Origin of the sequence: Pseudoflavonifractor sp. MCC625 (assembly GCF_018784545.1) — a bacterium.
GTDB lineage: Bacteria > Bacillota > Clostridia > Oscillospirales > Oscillospiraceae > Pseudoflavonifractor_A > Pseudoflavonifractor_A gallinarum.
In genome coordinates this window covers 378,189-398,212 of record NZ_WQOJ01000030.1, presented here as the reverse complement: position 1 = coordinate 398,212, position 20,024 = coordinate 378,189, and the positions used below count along the sequence as shown (strand labels likewise).

22 protein-coding genes are annotated in these 20,024 nt (G+C 54.5%); 18 read left to right on the top strand and 4 right to left on the bottom strand.

The features are described 5' to 3' along the window. Nucleotides 1-127: 127 nt before the first annotated feature. Nucleotides 128-760: a recombinase family protein gene (locus GPK94_RS09275; RefSeq protein WP_215655624.1), complete on the bottom strand. Its 633-nt coding sequence runs from the start codon at nt 758-760 to the stop codon at nt 128-130. Between the two features lie 172 nt (nt 761-932). Between GPK94_RS09275 and GPK94_RS09270 the strand changes: the two genes are divergently transcribed. The 12 genes from GPK94_RS09270 (at nt 933) to GPK94_RS09215 (ending at nt 11,823) form a co-directional block, all read left to right on the top strand. Further along, entirely contained in the window at nt 933-1,175 is a 243-nt protein-coding gene (locus tag GPK94_RS09270) for a helix-turn-helix transcriptional regulator (RefSeq protein ID WP_215655623.1), read from the top strand. 187 nt (nt 1,176-1,362) lie between these two features. After that, nucleotides 1,363-2,322 (top strand): WYL domain-containing protein, encoded by a 960-nt coding sequence (locus tag GPK94_RS09265; protein WP_215655622.1) that lies wholly within the window; start codon nt 1,363-1,365, stop codon nt 2,320-2,322. Between the two features lie 123 nt (nt 2,323-2,445). Continuing rightward, complete coding sequence (locus tag GPK94_RS09260; RefSeq protein WP_130849852.1) at nt 2,446-2,844, top strand: helix-turn-helix transcriptional regulator; 399 nt, start codon at nt 2,446-2,448, stop codon at nt 2,842-2,844. Beyond that, a complete protein-coding gene (locus GPK94_RS09255; protein ID WP_215655621.1) occupies nt 2,841-3,446 on the top strand; it encodes an ImmA/IrrE family metallo-endopeptidase in 606 nt (201 codons plus the stop codon). The genes GPK94_RS09260 and GPK94_RS09255 overlap by 4 nt, the downstream gene beginning before the upstream one ends. A 51-nt stretch (nt 3,447-3,497) precedes the next feature. Continuing rightward, complete coding sequence (locus tag GPK94_RS09250) at nt 3,498-3,734, top strand: hypothetical protein (RefSeq protein WP_118623837.1); 237 nt, start codon at nt 3,498-3,500, stop codon at nt 3,732-3,734. 243 nt (nt 3,735-3,977) lie between these two features. Beyond that, nucleotides 3,978-4,472, top strand: coding sequence for an ECF-type sigma factor (locus GPK94_RS09245; protein WP_215655620.1), 495 nt, complete (start codon nt 3,978-3,980; stop codon nt 4,470-4,472). A gap of 425 nt (nt 4,473-4,897) precedes the next feature. After that, nucleotides 4,898-6,832 carry an ATP-dependent DNA helicase gene (locus GPK94_RS09240; RefSeq protein ID WP_215655619.1) on the top strand — a complete coding sequence of 645 codons (1,935 nt, stop codon included), beginning with the start codon at nt 4,898-4,900 and terminating at the stop codon, nt 6,830-6,832. Beyond that, nucleotides 6,829-6,978 (top strand): hypothetical protein, encoded by a 150-nt coding sequence (locus GPK94_RS09235; RefSeq protein WP_165366594.1) that lies wholly within the window; start codon nt 6,829-6,831, stop codon nt 6,976-6,978. Before GPK94_RS09240 ends, GPK94_RS09235 begins: the two co-directional genes overlap by 4 nt. A gap of 68 nt (nt 6,979-7,046) precedes the next feature. Beyond that, nucleotides 7,047-8,600 carry a recombinase family protein gene (locus GPK94_RS09230; RefSeq protein WP_215655618.1) on the top strand — a complete coding sequence of 518 codons (1,554 nt, stop codon included), beginning with the start codon at nt 7,047-7,049 and terminating at the stop codon, nt 8,598-8,600. Continuing rightward, nucleotides 8,597-9,406 carry a recombinase family protein gene (locus GPK94_RS09225; protein ID WP_215655617.1) on the top strand — a complete coding sequence of 270 codons (810 nt, stop codon included), beginning with the start codon at nt 8,597-8,599 and terminating at the stop codon, nt 9,404-9,406. Before GPK94_RS09230 ends, GPK94_RS09225 begins: the two co-directional genes overlap by 4 nt. 3 nt (nt 9,407-9,409) lie before the next feature. Next, nucleotides 9,410-11,053 (top strand): recombinase family protein, encoded by a 1,644-nt coding sequence (locus GPK94_RS09220; RefSeq protein ID WP_215655616.1) that lies wholly within the window; start codon nt 9,410-9,412, stop codon nt 11,051-11,053. A gap of 20 nt (nt 11,054-11,073) precedes the next feature. Beyond that, a complete protein-coding gene (locus GPK94_RS09215; protein WP_215655615.1) occupies nt 11,074-11,823 on the top strand; it encodes a metallophosphoesterase in 750 nt (249 codons plus the stop codon). Between the two features lie 614 nt (nt 11,824-12,437). Here the strand turns inward: GPK94_RS09215 and GPK94_RS16055 are convergent. Next, nucleotides 12,438-12,569 (bottom strand): IS3 family transposase, encoded by a 132-nt coding sequence (locus GPK94_RS16055; RefSeq protein ID WP_082635994.1) that lies wholly within the window; start codon nt 12,567-12,569, stop codon nt 12,438-12,440. A 141-nt stretch (nt 12,570-12,710) separates the two neighbouring features. Here GPK94_RS16055 and GPK94_RS09205 point away from each other — a divergent pair, with 141 nt between their 5' ends. From GPK94_RS09205 to GPK94_RS09185, 5 genes are all read left to right on the top strand, one after another. Further along, entirely contained in the window at nt 12,711-13,436 is a 726-nt protein-coding gene (locus tag GPK94_RS09205) for a TetR/AcrR family transcriptional regulator (RefSeq protein ID WP_252192556.1), read from the top strand. Between the two features lie 135 nt (nt 13,437-13,571). Continuing rightward, complete coding sequence (locus GPK94_RS09200; protein WP_195278582.1) at nt 13,572-14,003, top strand: hypothetical protein; 432 nt, start codon at nt 13,572-13,574, stop codon at nt 14,001-14,003. Then, nucleotides 14,000-15,832 carry an ATP-dependent zinc metalloprotease FtsH gene (gene ftsH, locus GPK94_RS09195; protein WP_215655612.1) on the top strand — a complete coding sequence of 611 codons (1,833 nt, stop codon included), beginning with the start codon at nt 14,000-14,002 and terminating at the stop codon, nt 15,830-15,832. Before GPK94_RS09200 ends, ftsH begins: the two co-directional genes overlap by 4 nt. A 23-nt stretch (nt 15,833-15,855) precedes the next feature. Then, on the top strand, nt 15,856-16,371 hold the full coding sequence (locus GPK94_RS09190; RefSeq protein WP_252192555.1) for a DUF308 domain-containing protein: 516 nt from the start codon (nt 15,856-15,858) through the stop codon (nt 16,369-16,371). A 14-nt stretch (nt 16,372-16,385) separates the two neighbouring features. Next, nucleotides 16,386-17,219: a glycosyltransferase family 8 protein gene (locus tag GPK94_RS09185; RefSeq protein ID WP_215655610.1), complete on the top strand. Its 834-nt coding sequence runs from the start codon at nt 16,386-16,388 to the stop codon at nt 17,217-17,219. A 60-nt stretch (nt 17,220-17,279) separates the two neighbouring features. Here the strand turns inward: GPK94_RS09185 and GPK94_RS09180 are convergent, their stop codons facing one another. Beyond that, nucleotides 17,280-17,639: a helix-turn-helix domain-containing protein gene (locus tag GPK94_RS09180; RefSeq protein WP_195278579.1), complete on the bottom strand. Its 360-nt coding sequence runs from the start codon at nt 17,637-17,639 to the stop codon at nt 17,280-17,282. Nucleotides 17,640-17,781: 142 nt separating this feature from the next. Between GPK94_RS09180 and GPK94_RS09175 the strand changes: the two genes are divergently transcribed. Then, entirely contained in the window at nt 17,782-18,939 is a 1,158-nt protein-coding gene (locus GPK94_RS09175; protein ID WP_215655609.1) for an aldo/keto reductase, read from the top strand. A 125-nt stretch (nt 18,940-19,064) separates the two neighbouring features. Here GPK94_RS09175 and GPK94_RS09170 read toward each other — a convergent pair whose 3' ends face one another. Further along, on the bottom strand, nt 19,065-19,952 hold the full coding sequence (locus GPK94_RS09170; protein ID WP_101693193.1) for a DegV family protein: 888 nt from the start codon (nt 19,950-19,952) through the stop codon (nt 19,065-19,067). Nucleotides 19,953-20,024 lie beyond the last annotated feature (72 nt).

The window sequence follows — 20,024 nt, the reverse complement described above, 5'->3', positions numbered from 1 at the left end:
AGTGGATAAAAATGTACAGGTTGCCGACCACAGCGATATACATAAAATCTACACCTTAACCATAGCACTCCTCTAATAGAATTTCAATAGGATAACAGCTTAAAGCCGACTAAAAAAGCGTACTTTTTTATCCAGCCCTTTTTACTTTCTGCGTTTTCTTAACGATTTCCTTACACCCGTCATCCTGAGCCCAGAGCAAAAAGCTCCGGTGGGTGACGCCCAGCAGTTTTCCTGCCGCCCGTGCGGACAGCTCGCCGCGCTCCCAACGCGCTTTGACTTCGCCGAATCCTTCCGGCAGCGCCTTGCGGGGTCTGCCGAATTTCACGCCGCGCGCCTTCGCTGCGGCGATCCCTTCCGCCTGCCGCTGGTGAATGAACTCGCGCTCTGTCTGCGCCACATAGGATAGCAGCTGCAACACGATGTCCGCGATCAGCGTTCCGGTGAGATCTCGGTTCCGCCGCGTGTCAAGCAGAGGCATATCCAGCACAACGATTGCCGCACACTTTTCCTTTGTGATGATGCGCCATTGCTCCAAAATTTCCTCATAGTTTCTTCCGAGACGGTCGATGCTCTTGATCACAAGCGTATCGCCGTCTTTCAATTTGCGCAGCAGTCGCTGGTAGCTGCGACGGTCAAAGTCCTTGCCGGACTGCTTGTCCACAAAAATCGCCCGGTCCGTTAAACCGAATTCCCGCAGAGCGATGAGTTGACGCAGTTCATTCTGTTCCTTGGTCGAAACTCTTGCATAACCGTATTCCATGTACTGACCTCCCAATTTATCGGTGGATAAATTGTAAGCCAGGTGCCGGCCACATGGGCAATATAGTGTTATATCACTATATTAACACATATTTTTCGATTAGTGAAGTATCACTAATAACCTTTTCTCAAATAATTTACCATAGTGATAAATCGTCATGGAGGTTTACACTATGGATACTCGGGAAACTGTTGCACTTCGCATCCGCCAACTTTGCGCAGAACGAAAAATTACGCCGAACGGGTTAGCAAATCTATCTGCTGTTCCTCAGGCAACCATCAAGAGTATCCTTAATGATGAAAGCAAAAATCCGGGCGTCGTGACGATTAAGAAGCTTTGTGATGGTCTTGAGATCACCCTCGGTGAGTTCTTCTCCACACCTGAATTCGATATGCTGGAACAGGAGATCAAATGAAGCCTCTTTCTCAGCCTCTACCGCCAGCGCTCCTCCATTTTTCGCGTAGAGTACACGCATAGTGCGTGAACTCTACGCTCTATAAGGGGTATTCTCTCTTTTTCGCGGAAAATCTTTCATCCGCTGCTGCGTTTGACGGTTACACATTGCCGCCGCGCCTTTTCTCATTTGAATGGAGTGCTGCTACATGAAAAATGAATCCCAATACGGCCTGCTGCTATTACAGCGGTATCTGTATGAGCATACGGATGACCAGCATCCGGCCTCTGTGGCGGATATTCTTGCCTTCTGGCAGGAGTGTGGCATTCAGGCGGGGCGCAAGAGCGTATATTCCGCTATTGAAGTCTTGCAAAGCAGCGGTATGGACATCGTATGCGTCAAAAGCACCCAGAATCGATATTTCGTGGGGGAGAGGCTGTTTGAACTGCCGGAGCTGAAGCTGCTGGTGGACGCGGTGGAATCCTCCCGCTTTATTACGGCCAAAAAGAGCGAGCGGCTTATTGAAAAGTTGGGTAAGCTCACCAGTGAATCTCATGCCCGCCAGTTGGATCGGCATATTTATATGGAAGGTACCGCCAAACCGGAGAATGAGTGCATCTATTACAGCGTGGATGAGATCCATAACGCCATTCAGGAAAAACGGCAGATCACCTTTCAGTATTACGAATACACCCCGCAGAAAGAAAAGATACTCAAGCATAACGGTTACCGCTATCAGTTCAGCCCGTATGCCCTTATCTGGAGCCGAGATTGCTATTATGCCGTAGGCTGGTCGGAAAAGCACGGAAAGATTGCACAATTTCGGGTGGATCGCATGACGGCAGTCGAACCGCTGGAACATACGGCAGTCCAGACACCGGACTTTGATCCGGCGGAGTATGTCCGCAAGGTGTTTGGGATGTACCCGGACAACCTCTGTACCGTAGAGCTGCTGTGCGATAATGAGGTCATGCGCAGCGTGATCGACCGCTTCGGTGAAAATGTGCAGACGGAAACTGTAGATGAACAGCATTTCCGTGCCACAGTCGAGGTCGCGCCAAGCCCTCCGTTCTTCAGTTGGGTCTTTACCTTTAGCGGTAAGATTCGCATCGTCAGCCCAGCAGCAGTGCTGGAGGAAATGCGGGATATGGCAGCGTGGCTGAAATAATTTCAGGATGGTGTTCCCTGCGGGGAACACCATCTTTTTCACGGCTTGCCAATCGAACGAATGTTTGCTATACTGGGGCTACAGTGTTTCCAGAGAAGAGAACACGGATAGGAGGTGAGTTACTTGGAACAGACATTCGGCAGCTTCGTTCGAGAGAAACGGCAATCTATCGGATTGTCCCTGCGCACACTGGCGGCAAAGCTGGACTTGTCGCCAGTCTATCTGAGCAACATTGAGAACGACCGCAGACCGGCGCCGACGCGCGCATATTTGGAACGGTTGGAGCAGGAACTGCATCTGAGCAAGGTGGAAACCGAGCAGATGCTGGATCTTGCCGCCAAGTCCCAGAATAACCGGGTATCCGCAGACCTGCCGGACTACATCATGAATCGGGAGATCGTCCGGGCCGCGCTCCGCACGGCGAAGGAGGCAGACGCCACAGACCAGGAGTGGCAGGAATTTATCGACCGGATCACCCAGCGCGCAAAGAAATCCAAAGAGGGCGGTGAAATAGACGCATGAAAAAAGCATATTACCGCGAACAGGCGCTGGAGCGGATCGCCCGCGATGTGATCACCGCCTATGACCCCAGACTTTATTACGGTTCCCCCGTAGCCATTCCCATTGAGGACATCATCGAGGCACAGGGGCTGGTGCTGGAGTATCAATATCTGCGGAATAATGGGCGGGTTTTGGGCGAGACAATCTTTGACGACGGTCTCACAGCGATCTATGACCGGGAAAACCACCGCTATGACCTTCTTCCCGTCAAGGGCGGCACCATCCTCATCGACTGCTCTCTCTGCGAAGAGGAAGCATCTACCGGGCGGCTGCGCTTTACCTGCGCCCATGAGCTGGGGCACTGGCTGCTCCATAAGAAACAGTTCAGCGGGACCGGCGAAAACGCGGCGCTCCGTTCCGGCGATGAGAGCGACAACACATTGGAAGTGCAGGCGAACCTGCTGGGCTCTATCCTTCTGCTGCCGCTGCCGCAGGTCAAGCGCTGTTTCTATCAGCTGCGCTCCGGACGGACGAACCAACAGCTGGTGACGGATATGGCAGGTATCTTTCAGGTATCCAAACAGGCCATGCGCATTCGGTTGGAGAACCACAACCTGCTGTAAAAAATTTTCATGTACTGTTCTCAAAAAAGAGAACAGAGAAAGAGAGGCGCTATGTCAAAAACCAATTCCCTGCGCTGTCCGCTGTGCGGCAAGGGCCGCATCGCGGATATCCCCAGTGGTGCGGAGCAGTCTCAGTACAGGCTGTTTGCTCTGCACAGAGCGGAACACCCTGACCTGATCGCCAAATGCCCCAAGTGCGGCGAACAGATCGGCATCACGGTGCTGACACCGGATGCTCACCCCCTGATCCACACGCCCATCCCCTTTATGGGATATGTTCAGGCATAAATTAAAAATCAATTGATATGACTTCGTCAAGCGCACCAGCCACCCATCGTCGAATATGGGAACATTGAGTTAGGAGCCTTACAAGTAGCTTTTCAGCTATGCGTAAGGCTCTTTTTTTGCGCCTTTCTTCGGCTGAAAAGCGGAAAGGCACACAATGCGCAGACGCTGGCAGCCCTATATCGCTAAATATCCGTGACCCAATCTCAGACATTTCAAAAAAATCTGAGATTGGAGTCGTGAATCATGAAAAAATGGCAGGAAGAACGCAACTATCGGCGCGTTCGAAGCGAAGGTGGCGAAGTCATCGCCAATATCATCACTGTAGACGGCATGGACGTAGAGGTGCCGGAGGATGTCTACCTCGCCTATGCGCAGGCAGACCGCAGGGAGCGATACATCACAGAGGAACAGTCCTCCGGAAAACTGCTCTCTCTGGAGCAGATGGAGGAAGATGCGCTTTTGCCGGACTATGTCGGAGCAGAAACGGCCCCCAGCGCCGAAACGGAGGCACTGGAGCGTGAGGAACTTCGGAATCTGGCAGAACAGAAGCAGATCCTTTTGTTGGCGCTGCTGTCACTAAAGGATATCGACCGGGAACTCATCAACGCCCTGTTCTTCGACGGCGCGTCTACACGGGAATACGCCCAAAGAATGGGCGTCAGCCAGCGGGCGGTCATCAAGCGGAGAGACCGCATCCTGCGGGATCTCAAAAAGTTTTTTGAAAATTCCTCGAAATAAGGGTATTCACCGAACGCAATTTTCGGGAGGACAGTGAGGGGCTCTGAATCGCCCCTCGCTGTTCCTTGAAAATTGCATACCAGCAATACGGATAACCACCCGGACAGAAGAGCGATCCGCGCAGTGTGCGCCACGACCCGTGGGAAGCCTTGCAGCTTTCCGCGGCGAGCGATTTTACCTGCGCGGGGGCGGCGTTGGCAGCGCCGCCCGCAGAGACGCTGTCCGGGCAGATAATGAGACACAATGCACTGGCCAGCATGAAGAGGCTGGGCTGCTCCGGGATTGAAAGCAGTAGAGATCCCGGAAATACGCCCGTGAAGGTCTTGCCGGACCTTGTCCGTATTGTTCCCCTTCCCACCGGGGCGCGCGCTGCAAATACGGTGGAAACGAAAACAAAGCATGACAGGAAAAGAGGAAATTATCGGATGAATACCAACGATAACAGGCTGAAAGCCCATAAACTGATCGACCATATTTTTCAGGACCTTCTTCCCGCCCACGGTATGGCGCAGCGTCCGGAGCAGATCCAATTGAGCCACCGGATGCTGGAAGCCATGCAGGACGGGAGGATCGCCCTGTGCGATGCCGGGACGGGCATCGGCAAGACCTACGCTTATCTGGCGGCTGCCACGGCAGCGTCTGCTTTCCCGACAGGGCAGATCGCCCGCCCCATCATCATTTCCACTTCCAGTATCGCGCTGCAAAACGCGGTGCTGACGGAGTATCTGCCGCTGCTGTCCTGCGTCCTAATGGCGGACGGGATTCTTACCAAGCCACTGAAAGCGGTCATCCGCAAAGGCAAAAGCCATTATGTCTGCGACGAGCGGCTGGACAGGCGGCTGCGTCAGGTATATCCTGCAAAGAAAAATCCGGAAGCGCTGACGGCGCTCCGGACTCTTAGGGAAACGCTGGACATGGACAGAGTTTCTCATCTCAGCGGCTATGACCGGGAGCGTGTCTGCGTACCGCAGGTCTGCGACTGCAAGAAGAGGGACTGCCGATATCAGCGGTTCCTCAAGACCTGCGACAAAGATCAATTTTTGTTTCAAATCTGCAATCATAATTTGCTGGTGGCAGACGCCATCCACCGCAGTGAGGGAAAGCGCCCCATCTTCCCGGAGCATAGTATCATTATCGTGGATGAAGCCCATAAGCTCCCGGAAACCGCACAGCAGATGCTGGGTGTGACGTTGGCGGCCGAAGAGATACGAAACCTTATCCTTCAGCTAAAAGAGGAACGGTACTTACTGGCGGCAGAAATGCTGGAGGACAGCACAGGTCCTTTGCTGCGCAAGCTGGCGCAGCCCAGAGAGGAAGCGGAGCCGGTGGAAGCCTGTTTGCGATTGCTGACCGCGCCATCCCGCACACTGCCCATCATCCAGCGGCAGATCGGCAGCCTGCTCTCCCCGCTGGGAAGCCGCCAGCTGAATACGGTGCTGGACGCGGTCAAGCTGTTCACCAGTTTCCAGACAGATATGATTTTTTACACTGCCGAAGATGTCAGCACAGGCGGCGCCATGCTGTGCGCCGCAGCCGGCGATATCACGCAGCGAATAAAAAAGATCCTGTGGCAGCCGGATCAGGCGTTCGTTCTGACCTCCGGCACCATGGCGGTGGGCAGCGATTTCCGCCGTTTCAAAACGCAGGCAGGATTGGAGAAGGGACACCGTGTCATGGAATCCGTTTCTCCATCCCCCTTTGACTACCGGAACAACTGCCTGCTCTACCTTCCGCAAATCCCGCCCCGCCAGAGAGTGGAGGATACGGATGTGTACTTTAATGAGCTGACTGCCGAGCTCGTCGGACTCATCAAAGCAGCTTCCGGTCACGCGCTGGTGCTCTTTACCTCCTACGCAGCCATGTCGGCTGTGAAGGAGCGGCTGCGGGAGGAATCTCTCCCATTCCCATTGCTGACGCTGGGCCGCAACGCGCCCCACATCATTGAACAGTTCCGGCACACGCCGGGAGCGGTGCTGCTGGCCACCGGCGCGGCATGGGAGGGATTCGATTTCCCCGGCGACTGTGTATCTCTGCTGATCATCCCACGCCTGCCTTTCGCCTATCCGGACGCCCGGAAGGAGCGGGAATTGGAAAAGTATCCTTCCCTTCACGCATTCATCCGTGAGGTAGCTGTACCAGAGATGCAGATCAAGCTGCGCCAGGGATTTGGACGGGCCATCCGCACGGAGAGCGATACCTGCGTCATCGCCATTCTGGATGAACGGGCCTGCCGTGGCCGCAGATACGCCCAGGCTGTGAGTGAGGCATTGCCGGAAATGCGGAGGACCGGCAGCCTGCGGGAAGTGACAAGGTTTCTGCGGGAGAAAAAGCCGGAGAGCTATTTTGAGGTGGGAAGATGATCGACGCAAAGAAAGAATTGCAGTATCGGCTGGCAGTCAGGATGCTGGAGCATCTGGCGGAAATCGGCCTGCTGAGCGCGGAAGAGCTGGTCTATGCCAAAAGGCTGGCCGGAGAAAAATACACCCCGCAGACTGTTTGGGAATAGTGCTGGATATTCTGCGGATCGTGTGGTAGCTTGTGTGTTGACAAAAAAGATACAGGGAAGTGAAAACCATGGCACAGGTAAAAATCATCGCGCCGCAGACGCGGGAAGCGGAACATCTGCGGGTGGCGGCCTACTGCCGGGTCAGTTCGGACTCCAAGGATCAGCTGCATTCCTACGCCGCCCAGATCCGCAATTATACGGAAGAGATCGCCCAGCATGACGGCTGGGAGCTGGTGGATGTGTATGCCGACGAAGGGCTCACCGGCACCCGGATGGATAGGCGGGAGGACTTCAACCGGATGATGGCAGACTGTCGAAAGGGCAAGATCGACCGAATTCTGGTGAAGTCCGTATCCCGCTTCGCCCGGAATACCAGAGACTGCCTGTCCGCCCTGCGGGAGTTATCCACCATGGGCGTCAGCGTCCGGTTTGAAAAAGAAAATATCGACACGAAAACGCTCACCACCGAACTGATGGTGAGCGTTTCCGGTTCTCTTGCCCAGCAAGAATCCATCTCCATCTCCGCCAATCAGAAGATGAGCTATCAGCGGCGGATGGAGCGTGGGGAATTTATCACCTGCACCGCCCCTTACGGATACCGAATCGTAAATAAGAAAGATCTTGAGATCGTCCCAGAGGAAGCCGCCACGGTGCGCTGGATCTTCGACGCATACCTCAAGGGGCGCAGCTCCGGATGGATCGCGGAGCAGCTGACGGCGAAAGGCATCCCCTCCCAGTCCGGCGCGGAATGCTGGAGAGAAACGGGGATTCGATACCTGCTGACCAATGAAAAGTACATCGGAGACGCTCTGAGCCAGAAATCCTACAGCTGCGGCTTTCCCTTCGTGCAGAAACGAAATCACGGGGAACGCCTGCAATACTACACGGAGAACTCCCATCCAGCTATCATCGACCGGGACACCTTTGAGCGGGTGCAGGCACTGCTGCAAAAGAAAGCGCAGAAAGAGAAAAAGCGCAGAGAAAAAAGTCCTCTTGCCTTAAAAATCGTTTGCGGGAACTGCGGGACGGTGTTTCAGCGCCGAAGCAGCCAGAGCGGATATGTGACATGGGTCTGCCGAACCCACGACCGCCACGCCGCGGATTGCCCTGTAGGACGCATCCCGGAAACGGAGATCCATGCCGCCTTCCTGCGGATGTACCACAGGCTCAAAAGCAACGCGGACATCATTCTGGCCCCGGCCCTCCGGCAGCTGAACACGCTGGACACGATCCTGCGGCAGAATCATCCGCAGTTGCTGACCATCAACCGGGCCATCGCGGAAGCGACAGAAGAAAGCCATAAGATCAGCACTCTGCGAGCCAATGGCTTGCTGGACGCGGATATCTGCGCCGCCCGTATGAATGCCATCAGCGCCAGACTGGCGCAGCTTCGCGGAGAACGGCGCAGGCTGACAGAGAACGAAACGATAGACGAAACGATGGACGCGCTCCGCAAGGTGGAGCAGACGCTTCTCAACGGACCGGAACGGCTGGACGGCTTCGATGAAGAGCTGTTCGAACATCTGGTGGAGAAGATCATTGCAGAGTCTCAAACCCGCATCCGCTTCCGGCTTTACGGAGGCTTGGAGCTGACAGAACAATGGGAGGTGGCGGCAAGATGATCAACCGCAAGGTGTTATACGGGTATCAGATCCAAAACGGCGCGTTAGAGATCGTGCCGGAGGAGCAGCGGACCGTCAGTATGGTCTTTACGCTCTACAACGCCGGGGCTTCCTATCAGGCCATCTCGGACGCCTTGAACCGGCAGGGCGTTCCGTATTGCCTGGAAGTGCCGCTCTGGAACAAGCACAAGGTAAAGCGCCTTTTGGAAAATCCCCGTTACACCGGTAAGGAGGAATACCCCATACTGGTGGAAGCGGATATTTTCCAAGCGGCGCAGGAAAAGACGGCGGAAAAGAATGCTAGGAAGCAGTCCCACGGAGAGAAGCCTGCCATTGCGCGGTTGACTCCATACTTCCGCTGCACCTGCGGCGGGAAGATGACCCGGCTGGGCGGCGGCTGGCAGAACAGCGGCAAGCTGTATCTGAGATGCGAAGGCTGCGGGAATACCGCGGTCATGGACATGGATGCGACGCTAAACGGGATCGTCCGTCAGTTCCGGAACCATGAACAGCCCAGCTGCACCGCCTACACGCCCTCTGCGGAGGTCATGCGGCTGGACAATGCCATCAACCGGGGGCTGGAGCAGCCGGCCTCGCCGGAAGCGGTGATGGCGCTGATCCTGCAGGGCGCGGCAGCGCGGTATGCCTGCTGTCCAGAGCCGTCTGCCGAATCTGAGCCGTCAGATAGTCTGACAGAGGCGGATTGGAGACGCTTCCAACGAGCGGTTTCCCATATCACCATCTCACAGGATACCGAAGTAACTCTTATATTTACGGATAAAAAAGCGACAGGAAAGGATGAATGATCCATGGAAGCGACAGCAGCCACCTTAGAGCGGCGGGTGCGGGTGATCCCCGCAACCAGAAAACCGGAAGAACTGCACAGAGACCATGACGGGAAAATGCGCGTAGCGGCCTACTGCCGCGTCTCCACCGACAGTGAAGAGCAGCTCAACAGCTATGAGGCGCAAAAGACCTACTACACCCAGAAGATCCAGGACAGCCCGGACTGGGAGATGGCAGGGATCTATGCCGATGAGGGTATCTCAGGCACCAGCCTGAAAAAACGGACGCAGTTCAACAAGATGATCACCGCCTGCAAGCGGGGACACATCGACCTCATCATCACCAAGTCCCTCTCCCGCTTTGCCAGAAACACGGTGGATTGTCTGGATACGGTGCGGCTCCTGAAAGCAAACGGCATTGGGGTGTACTTCGAGAAGGAAAACATCAACACCCTCACGGAATCCAGCGAATTTCTCATCACCCTGTTCAGCGGCTTCGCCCAGGCGGAATCCGAGTCTCTCAGCAAGAATGTCGCATGGGGAAAGCAGAAGAGCGCGGAGGCGGGAAAGGTCACCTTCCAGTACAAAAAGATGCTGGGATACCGGAAGGGGGCGGACGGACAGCCGGAGATCGTACCGGAGGAAGCGGAGATCATCCGCCGCATTTACCACAGGTATCTGGACGGCTGCACCCTGGGACAGATCAAGCGGGAGCTGGAGGAGGACGGTGTTCCCACCGCACAGGGTGTAGAGCGCTGGTCTCCCTCCATCATCCACAATATCCTGACCAATGAAAAGTACATTGGAGACGCCCTGCTGCAGAAAACCTATGTGACGGACTGCATCAACAAAAAGGTCAAAAAGAACCGTGGTGAACGCACGATGTACTATGTGGAGAACAGCCATCCGGCCATTGTCTCAAGGGACCTGTTCAATCAGGTGCAGCAGGAGATGACGCGCCGGTCCAGCAAGCGGAAGGTGCTGCAAAAGAGCGGAAAAACGGAACTTGGAAAATACTCCGGTAAATACGCGCTGACAGAACTGTTGGTGTGCGGCGAGTGCGGCTCCCCCTACAAGCGGGTCACATGGGCCAGAAATGGGAAAAAGCGCATCGTGTGGCGCTGTGTCTCCCGGCTGGAGTTCGGTACAAAATACTGCCAGCACTCTCCGACGCTGGATGAAGGCAAGCTGCACAGCGCCATCCTCGCGGCCATGAACGAGTACGCCGCCATCCGGCAGGAGGTCTTCCCCGATGTGCTGGCCATGGCGGAGGAAGCCAGGCAGGCGTTATCTCAGGCCGGTGCACGGCTGCTGCAGCTGAAGAAGCGTATGGATGCGGTGAGCCGGGAGCAAAGCGATGTGCTGGATCGGCTGCTCGTCAACATGGCCGATACCGAGCTGAATGCCAGAATGAAAGCGCTGACGGATGAGAAGGAATCCCTTAAGGCGCAAATCGCAGACGCGCAGCAGGCAGAGGTCGATCTGGAGGAACAGGCTGCCAGACGCCGGCAGATGTGGGACAGTATCATGGAATGCGCCGCGGGCTACACGGAATTTGACAATGAGCTCGTCCGGCAGGTCATCCAAAAGATCACGGTGGAGGATACGGAAACCATCCACATCCACTTCCGAGACTCGGATGTGGTGCTGGAACAGGAAGTAGAATGAATAGAAAAGGGAGAAAAGAAATGGCCATTTTTATAACCGGTGATACGCACGGTGATTTCAGCAGGCTCCTGCCTGCAGCATTCCATGAGCAACGTGACCTGACCAAAGAGGATTACCTCATCCTTTGTGGAGACTTCGGCGGTGTCTGGGATGGCGGCGATGCGGAGCAGCAGTGGCTGGACTGGCTGGAGACCAGGTCCTTTACCACGCTGTTCGTCAGCGGAAACCATGAAAACTATGATCTGCTCCGCAACTATCCAATCAGCCAATGGCACGGCGGCTTGGTACAGGCCATACGCCCCAGCGTCCTGCATCTGATGCGGGGCCAGCTTTATAACATCTGCGGAAAGCGGATATTTACCATGGGCGGCGCCAGCAGCCACGATATCCGGGACGGCATTCTGGAACCGGATAATCCGGACTATGAGCGAAAGCTGCGGCAGCTCAACGCCGCAGGCGCGCTGTTCCGCGTCAACCACAGGTCTTGGTGGAAAGAGGAACTGCCCAGCGAGGATGAATACGAAACCGCAAGGAAAACGCTGAATCAGGCAGGGTGGGATGTAGATTACATCATTACCCATTGCTGCCCCAGCAGTGTCCAGGACACCTTCAGTAGAGGATTGTACCAGCGAGATGCGCTGACAGACTTTCTCGATGAGGTTCGAGAGCGATGCCGATTTCAATACTGGTTTTTCGGACACTACCACGAAAACATGGTGGTAGAGAAAGAGTTCGTAATGCTCTATAATCAGATTATCCGACTGAAATGATGAGTGGAGGCGCACTGGCGATTGGCTAATGTGTCTCCACTTTCTATTTAAGTAAGTTTTTCACAAGCTCAGGCATAAATCTTTGTCCGGGTTCACGAATAGCTTTCCCGACTACGTTATGCCATTGTGTTGACGCAGGCTACGCCCAAGACAAAAAACAGGAGGAAACAAACATGACGATTGATAGCGCAAAGGATCTTCAAATGAAAGGCTCGTAAAATTGGTCTATTGGAATTGACGTTTTATGTATTTTCACGTATACTTAATTTACAGATTCACGCGCACATTTACAGATCATTCATCCGTCATCACAAGATGCTGGGGGTTCGAATTGCAAAACGGAAAATCGAGCCTAAAAAGCCCGCAAACCCTTGCGGCACAAGGTTTTGCTCCTGCATCTTTTTTGTCAACGCACTCCAAAATGAACGACCCCACTCAATTCGAACAAGTCGATGAGACTTGCGAATTTGGTGGGGCTGTTTTATACTCTGAAAGCCTTGGCATAACAGCGTTTTTTGAAAATGCTGTGTCAAGTAAATATGAGACACAAAAACTCAAACAGCTTCAATTTGGCATAGAAAACGAAAAAATCAGGCAGTTCGAACACGAATGTCTCATTCGGCTTTTTCAATGGAGTTTTCTTCCACCTGGCAAGGCGTTAGATTTTTCAGTGTGCGATGAGGCCTTTGGGTGTTATAAGACTCAATATAGGAAGCGACACTTGCTTGAAATTTGCCAGAACGCATCTTTTCTGTCAACACCCGACAAGTCCGTATTCCGCAAGGAATACGGACTTTCTTTTTGTCTTTGGCCGCTGTCAGGAGAGCAGACGGAACACCACCCCCTCCTGCTGGTTCGAATCCAGCCGCTCGACCATGCGGAGTGTCATGAAAGGATCTGAAACGGCCCTTGATGATACTTCGCATTTTTATTTCCAATTCTATAAGGCAATACCAGACCGTTTCCATCATGCTTTCTTCCATAGAGCAATTGAAAACAATCATAGAAAACGATATAATCAGAAACAAGTCCTTAGGATCGATTTGCAAAAAGGAGGCGGAGCCGCCGTGCCCACCGATATGAAGAAAATAATCGCGGAAGCCACGCAGACTCTGCTGTTTGAGCGCCATGTAAAGAAGCTGACGGTCAAGGATATTGTGGAGCAGTGCAACATCACACGGCAAGCGTTTTATTATCACTTTGATGGTATTCCAGAGTTACTTCGCTGGATGATTGAGGAGTATTTTGAGCAGGTGATGGGAAAGGCGCTGGACCAGGAGGACGGTGAAGTCGGACTGCGCAGTTTTTTCGTCATGGCCATCAATATTGCCCCCTACGTAGAGCATGGGATGAAAAGCAACTATGGAGAGGAGCTGAAGCGGCTGCTGCGTCAGTGCTTCCTGCATTATTTCACCTTGGCTTCCGAGCGGAAAAACTTTTATCCCGACTGTACCCGCTCCCAGATGAAAGTTATCCTGCGCTATCACAGCCAGGCCATCATGGGCTTGCTGGAAGAATGGACCGATGAGGACACCGAGCAGTTGGACCAGATTGTTCATACCGTGTACCATATTATGACAGCGGAAATTCCTCCCTGGAGCAGCCGAACGTAATATCCTGTTTGTCAAAAGGGCCGGAGTGTAAAAAATTTTTACACTCCGGCCTTTTGTGTCTATACACAGCAGGAATTCTGTTTATTGCGAACAAAAACCCTTCTATTATAATAAAAACAGAAGGGAGGCAGGGATATGGCTCATGAAATTCTTGCCGTAAAACTCTGTGAACTGGAGGATGAACTCTCCCGGTTGAGCAGCCGTATCCATCTGAGTGAAGCGGCCGGCCATCCGCAGCTGCAGCGAGAGATCCAGGCTCTGCGTCTGGAATGCTCTGAAACGGAGCTGACCTTGCGGACAAAGCTGCAGCGGTCCCGGGCAGAGATGGTGTCTGTCCTGGCGGACTCCTATGGAGAAGTGGAGCAGATCCTCCAAAAGGCCAGAATTACACTACAGGAACAGGCGGCAAACCGCGGTGATCCGGAGGCTGCAGCCGAGGAAAAGATCCTTTTGGCGGAGTATGCCCTGGATTTTGCACTACAGGCGGCAAACCGGGCTCTGCTATTGGCCATGGAGGCCATCGACACCCAATTGGTTGGACAGGAAGGAGACAAGATATCATCATGAAAGAAGTCAAAACACCCAAGAAGCCACTGATTTATTATTATGGAATCGTACTGCTGATCATCCTGCTGTTCAATCTACTGGTCACTCCCATGCTCTCCCAGCGCCAGGTGGTGGAAGTGGACTACGGCACCTTCATGGACATGATCGACGAAAAGAACATTGGCATGGTACAGGTGGAGGACTCCCAGATCCTGTTTACGGACAAGGACGAAACCACAGTCTATGAGACAGCGCCCATGGAGGATCCCACTCTCACAGAACGTCTCTATCACTCCGGGGCAAAATTTACCCGGGTGATTGAGGAGCCCATCTCCCCCATCTGGAGCTTTCTTCTAACCTTTGTGCTGCCCATTCTTATCTTTGTGGGCCTTGGCCAGTACATGAGCAAGAAGCTCATGGAACAGGCCGGGGGCGGCAAAGGCTCTATGGCCTTCGGCCTGGGAAAGAGCAATGCCAAGGTCTACGTCCAATCCACAAAGGGCATCCGATTCTCCGATGTGGCCGGCGAGGACGAGGCCAAGGAGAGTCTGTCGGAAATCGTGGACTACCTGCACAATCCGCAAAAATACACCGACGCCGGTGCCGCCATGCCCAAGGGCATTTTGTTGGTAGGCCCTCCGGGCACCGGCAAAACCATGCTGGCAAAAGCAGTGGCCGGCGAGGCCAATGTCCCCTTCTTCTCTATCTCTGGCTCGGAATTTGTGGAAATGTTCGTCGGTATGGGTGCTTCCAAGGTTCGAGATCTCTTTAAGCAAGCCAAGGAGAAAGCTCCCTGTATTGTGTTTATTGATGAGATCGATGCCATCGGACAGAAACGCAGTTCCGGCAGCCTCTCCGGTGGTAACGACGAGCGGGAGCAGACACTGAATCAATTGCTCACCGAGATGGATGGCTTTGAAGAGAATACCGGTGTCATTATCTTGGCAGCCACCAACCGTCCCGAGTCCCTGGACCCCGCCCTCACCCGGCCGGGTCGGTTTGACCGGCGCGTTCCTGTAGAACTGCCCGACCTTGCGGGACGTGAAGCCATTTTGAAGGTTCATGCCAAGAAGATCAAGACCGCAGAGGACGTGGATTTCCACACCATCGCCCGCATGGCAGCCGGGGCCTCCGGCGCGGAATTGGCCAATATCATCAATGAGGCTGCACTTCGTGCGGTGCGCAGCGGCCGCATCATTGTCAATGAGGCCGATCTGGAGGAGAGCATCGAGGTCGTCATCGCAGGCTATCAGAAGAAAAATGCGGTTCTCTCGGACCAGGAGAAGAAAGTGGTGTCCTATCACGAAATTGGACATGCACTGGTGGCAGCGATGCAGAATCACTCCGCCCCGGTGCAGAAAATCACCATCATCCCCCGCACCTCCGGCGCACTGGGTTATACCATGCAGGTGGACACCGGGGACAAGTATCTGCTCACAAAAGAAGAAATTGAGAACAAAATCGCCACCTATACCGGCGGTCGGGCCGCCGAGGAAGTGGCTTTTGGACAGATCACCACCGGTGCCTCCAATGATATTGAGCAGGCCACCAAACTGGCCCGGGCCATGATTACCCGCTATGGTATGAGCGAAGACTTTGACATGGTTGCCATGGAGATGGTGCAGAATCAGTATCTGGGCGGCGACTCCTCCTTGACCTGCTCCCCTGAGACGCAGAAGGAAATTGACCGGAAGGTGGTAGAGGTAGTGAGGGCCCAGCATAAAAAGGCAAGAAAAATCCTGGAGGACAACCGGGATAAGCTGGATGAACTGGCCAAGTTCCTCTACGAAAAAGAGACTATCACCGGGGAGGAATTCATGGAGATTCTGACAAGGGGGGAGAAGCAATGAGAAGGCGCTCTGGATTTGGCTGGTTGGAGCTGGTCATCGGAATTGCATTCATCCTATTGGGCATCCTCGCATTTGCAAAGCCAGATCTGGCTCTCACAGGTCTGATCTTTGTCTATGGCATTGCGGCTGTAGTCATGGGTGTGGCGGATATCATCTTGTTCATAGAAGTGGAACGGTATACAGGCCTCGGCCCCATTCTCTCTCTGATATCAGGGGTGTTGAGCGTCATGACCGGCCTGATGCTGGTGGTCTATCCCGGAACTGGGGTGCTGGTGCTGACATTCCTGTTCCCCATCTGGTTCATTGCCCACGGAATATCCCGGCTTGTCCATCTGGGGCATATCCGCTTTGTGGCAGGTGATGGAATCTACTACTTTACGCTGATCATTAACATTATCGGGCTGATTTTGGGAGTTTTGATGATTTTTAATCCGCTGTTCACACTCACGACCATCCGATACTTCGCCAGTGCCTATCTGATTTTGCTGGGTATCGACAGTGTCGTGATGGCAGTCAGCCGTATGGGAAAGCGTCCGTAAAGGAGGTAGCAGGCGTGGAACCCATATGTCTCTTGACTACCCTGGATCAGAACTATCTGCCCCAGCTCCAGGTGTTGCTCACCTCCCTGGCCATCAACAATCCAAGGGATACCTTTGTCCTGTTCCTGCTCCACAGCGCCATTCCCGATGAGGCGCTCTCGGCAGTCCGGCGGCAATGCGCAGTTTACGGATACTCGTTTCTCCCGATCCAAGTGGATGACAGCCTGTTTCAGGGAGCTCCCGTCACACGGCAGTATCCCAAAGAAATGTATTACCGGCTCCTGGCCCCTCATTTGTTGCCGAACCGCATCCAGCGGGTTCTCTATCTGGATCCGGATACGCTGGTCATCAATCCCATCCACTCCCTGTGGGAGATTGACCTGAGGGGAAATCTCTTTGCGGCCGCCGCCCACACAGGCAAAACGAAACTGGCCAGCAGCGTCAATCAACTGCGGCTGGGGACAGAGCGTGACTATTACAATTCCGGGGTCCTTCTGATGGATCTAGAGGCTGGGCGGCGGGAGATCCAGCCTCAGGTACTGTTTGACTATGTGGCACAGCATCGCAAAGAACTAATCCTACCAGATCAGGATATTCTGAACGCCCTTTACAGTGAACGAATTTTGCCCTTGGAAGACGCCCTGTGGAATTACGACGCCCGCAATTACAGCAACTATCTGCTGCGCAGCGGGGGCGGCTATGATCTGCGGTGGGTGATGGAACACACGGCAATTCTACACTTCTGCGGCAAGGAAAAGCCCTGGAAGCCCAAGTATATCCATCGATTTGGGATCGTATATCAGCACTATGCTCAACTCACTCGCAGAGAATGGGGTATTTCTCTGTAATTTATCGGCAGCTGTTTGATTCATATTGTTTTTCCCATCTCCCCCAGTCGCCCCGGCTCTCTACTCCTCGCAGCCGGAGCACTGGGGATTTGTCATTTCAAAGCGGTCGTCGATGTTCTTCTCGCCCCATTCACACATCAGATTGAGAATGGTCTCCAGCGATTTCCCCTTGGGTGTGATGGAGTACTCCACCCGGGGCGGCACCTCGGCGTACACTGTGCGCTGGATCAGCCCGTCGCTCTCCAATTCCCGCAGCTGGTTGGTGAGCGTGCGCTGGGATACCTGGGTGATGCGGTGCATGAGCTCGCTGAACCGCTGCGTCCCATGGCGGATCAGGCTGTCCAAAATCAGGGGCTTGCATTTCCCCCCGATCATTTTCAGCGTGACCTCCATTTCACAGGTGACCTGTATCTTTTCCATACTCTCCTCCAATAGTGAACTTTTTTTCACTTGATAAAAATATTGTGCGTACTTGTACCGTTGCATTCAGCTATATATAATTTAAGTATATCGTATTTTTACTATTTTACAATCTCTGATCGCATCAAACGGGGGTTTATCTATGCAGTACAGAACGCTGGGCCGCACCGGCCTGAAGGTAAGCGAAATCGGTCTGGGCGGCGAATGGTTCAACGGCCTGACCGCCGAGGAGAGTACCGCGATCGTGGATACCGCGCAGCAGAGCGGCATCAACTACATCGACATCTTCATGCCCCAGGCACCCACCCGCAGCAACCTGGGAATCGCTCTGAAGGGCCGGCGGGAAGCATTTATCATCCAGGGCCATCTGTGTACGGTATTCGAGGACGGGCAGTACACCCGTACCCGGGACATCGAAAAGACAAAGCGGTCCTTTGCCGACCTGCTGGAGCGCCTCCAGACCGACTACATCGACGTGGGCATGATCCATTATGTGGACAGCGAGGAGGATTTCCGCACGGTCTTTGAAGGCCCGGTGATGGAGTACGCCAAGGAACTGAAGGCCAGCGGCGTGGTCCGCCATCTTGGCATGAGCTCTCACAATCCTCGCATCGCCCTGAAGGCCGTGGAGAGCGGTCTCATCGACGTGCTGATGTTCAGCATCAATCCCGCCTATGACATGGAGGCCGCCGACACGGATATCTATGATCTGATGGAATTCAAGGGGATGGCGCAGAGCGGCCTGGTGGTGGACGAGGCGCGGCAGAAGCTGTACTCCGCCTGCGAGGCCGCCGGTGTGGCCATCACCGTGATGAAGCCGCTGGGGGCCGGTACCCTGCTCAAGGCGGAGAGTTCTCCCTTCGGCACCGCCATGACGGTCCCCCAGTGCATCCAGTACTGCCTGGACCGCAACGGCGTGAAGGTGGTCATCGTGGGCTGCCACACGGTGGAAGAAGTAAAGGAAGCGGTAAAATACTATGAGGTGCCCGCTGCAGAGCGCAGCTACGCGCACATTTTCAGCGCCGGCAGCACCATCCACATGACCGGGCGCTGCATGTACTGCAACCACTGCCAGCCCTGTCCCGCCCACATCGACATTGCTGCCGTGACCAAGTTCCTGGACTTGGCCAAGCAGCAGGATACCGTGCCTGAAACTGTGGCACAGCACTATTGGGCCCTGTCCGCCACCGCGGACGACTGCCTGATGTGCGGCCGGTGTGAGCCGAACTGTCCCTTTGGCGTGAAGGTGCGCGAGAACATGAAGGAGGCCCGCGTGGTCTTTGGACAAAAGCGCGTGTAACACTCCCCCGTCCGCCGGACAAGTGCGCACAGACTGAAAAATCCCGCCTGCTATCTCTGATGCAGATAGCAGGCGGGTCGCCTTTTCCAGAGAGACGCGGCTTCAAAGCCTCTCTCCATCCAAACTCAGTTGTCGCGCCGGTCGCCCCAGAAAAACAGCGCCACGGTTCCCGGACCGGTATGGCTTCCGATCGTGGTCCCAATGGGGAAAATCTCTACCTCTCCATCCATCTGGGGAAAGCGCTCTTTCACCAGAGCGGCCACGGCACGCGCATCCTCCTCACACAGGGAGTGGCAGAGATAGCACTTCCCGCGGTAAGCCGTCCCCCCTTCTGCATGCTGTTCCATCTGCTCCACGATCCGGTTCAGGACCCGTTTCTTTCCGCGTATCTTTTCCCGGGGCGTCAGATGGCCCTCTTGATCCATATTCAGCAGCGGACAGATGTTCAGCATGGTCCCCACCAGTCCTGCCGCTTTGGAGATTCGTCCGCCCCGGATATAGAACGACAGATCGGTGGAGAAGAACCAGTGATGGAGCCGCAGCTTGTTCTCCTCTGCCCAGGCATAGAGCTCATCGATCGTCTTTCCTGCGTCCCGCTGGTCGGCCAGTGTCTCCATCAGCAGGCCGTACCCGCTGGAAGCACCCAGCGAATCCACGATATAGATCTTCCGCTCGGGATACTGCTCCGCCAGCTCGGCTTTCGCCAGACAGGCGGAGTTATAGGTACCGGTCAGCCCGGAAGAGAGGGTCACATGGAGAATGTCCTTTCCCTCCCGCAGAAGAGGCTCAAAATGCCGGATATATTCCGTTACGCTCACCTGCGAGGTCTTGGTCTCCGCGCCCTTCCGCATGCGGTCGAACAGCTCCTCGGAGGACATGGTGACCCCCATATCGTCCGGATATTCCGTACCGTCCAGTGTATAGCGGAAGCATACATAGTGAAGATCCCGCTGCTTCATACGTTCCGGGGTCAGATCCACCGCGGAACAGCAGCTCAAACAGTAGTTGCCCATGGTCGTTCCTCCGTTGACATCGCTGAATTTCGTGCTAAAATACGAGACAAGTGTATCACAATTCGCCCGACA

Bases quoted from the DNA above. Each gene is read 5' to 3' on its own strand.
- GPK94_RS09275 (WP_215655624.1), bottom strand. From the start codon at position 760: ATGGAATACGGTTATGCAAGAGTTTCGACCAAGGAACAGAATGAACTG.
- GPK94_RS09270 (WP_215655623.1), top strand. From the start codon at position 933: ATGGATACTCGGGAAACTGTTGCACTTCGCATCCGCCAACTTTGCGCA.
- GPK94_RS09265 (WP_215655622.1), top strand. From the start codon at position 1,363: ATGAAAAATGAATCCCAATACGGCCTGCTGCTATTACAGCGGTATCTG.
- GPK94_RS09255 (WP_215655621.1), top strand. From the start codon at position 2,841: ATGAAAAAAGCATATTACCGCGAACAGGCGCTGGAGCGGATCGCCCGC.
- GPK94_RS09250 (WP_118623837.1), top strand. From the start codon at position 3,498: ATGTCAAAAACCAATTCCCTGCGCTGTCCGCTGTGCGGCAAGGGCCGC.
- GPK94_RS09245 (WP_215655620.1), top strand. From the start codon at position 3,978: ATGAAAAAATGGCAGGAAGAACGCAACTATCGGCGCGTTCGAAGCGAA.
- GPK94_RS09240 (WP_215655619.1), top strand. From the start codon at position 4,898: ATGAATACCAACGATAACAGGCTGAAAGCCCATAAACTGATCGACCAT.
- GPK94_RS09235 (WP_165366594.1), top strand. From the start codon at position 6,829: ATGATCGACGCAAAGAAAGAATTGCAGTATCGGCTGGCAGTCAGGATG.
- GPK94_RS09230 (WP_215655618.1), top strand. From the start codon at position 7,047: ATGGCACAGGTAAAAATCATCGCGCCGCAGACGCGGGAAGCGGAACAT.
- GPK94_RS09225 (WP_215655617.1), top strand. From the start codon at position 8,597: ATGATCAACCGCAAGGTGTTATACGGGTATCAGATCCAAAACGGCGCG.
- GPK94_RS09220 (WP_215655616.1), top strand. From the start codon at position 9,410: ATGGAAGCGACAGCAGCCACCTTAGAGCGGCGGGTGCGGGTGATCCCC.
- GPK94_RS09215 (WP_215655615.1), top strand. From the start codon at position 11,074: ATGGCCATTTTTATAACCGGTGATACGCACGGTGATTTCAGCAGGCTC.
- GPK94_RS16055 (WP_082635994.1), bottom strand. From the start codon at position 12,569: ATGCGTTCTGGCAAATTTCAAGCAAGTGTCGCTTCCTATATTGAGTCT.
- GPK94_RS09205 (WP_252192556.1), top strand. From the start codon at position 12,711: ATGAAAGGATCTGAAACGGCCCTTGATGATACTTCGCATTTTTATTTC.
- GPK94_RS09200 (WP_195278582.1), top strand. From the start codon at position 13,572: ATGGCTCATGAAATTCTTGCCGTAAAACTCTGTGAACTGGAGGATGAA.
- ftsH (WP_215655612.1), top strand. From the start codon at position 14,000: ATGAAAGAAGTCAAAACACCCAAGAAGCCACTGATTTATTATTATGGA.
- GPK94_RS09180 (WP_195278579.1), bottom strand. From the start codon at position 17,639: ATGGAAAAGATACAGGTCACCTGTGAAATGGAGGTCACGCTGAAAATG.
- GPK94_RS09175 (WP_215655609.1), top strand. From the start codon at position 17,782: ATGCAGTACAGAACGCTGGGCCGCACCGGCCTGAAGGTAAGCGAAATC.
- GPK94_RS09170 (WP_101693193.1), bottom strand. From the start codon at position 19,952: ATGGGCAACTACTGTTTGAGCTGCTGTTCCGCGGTGGATCTGACCCCG.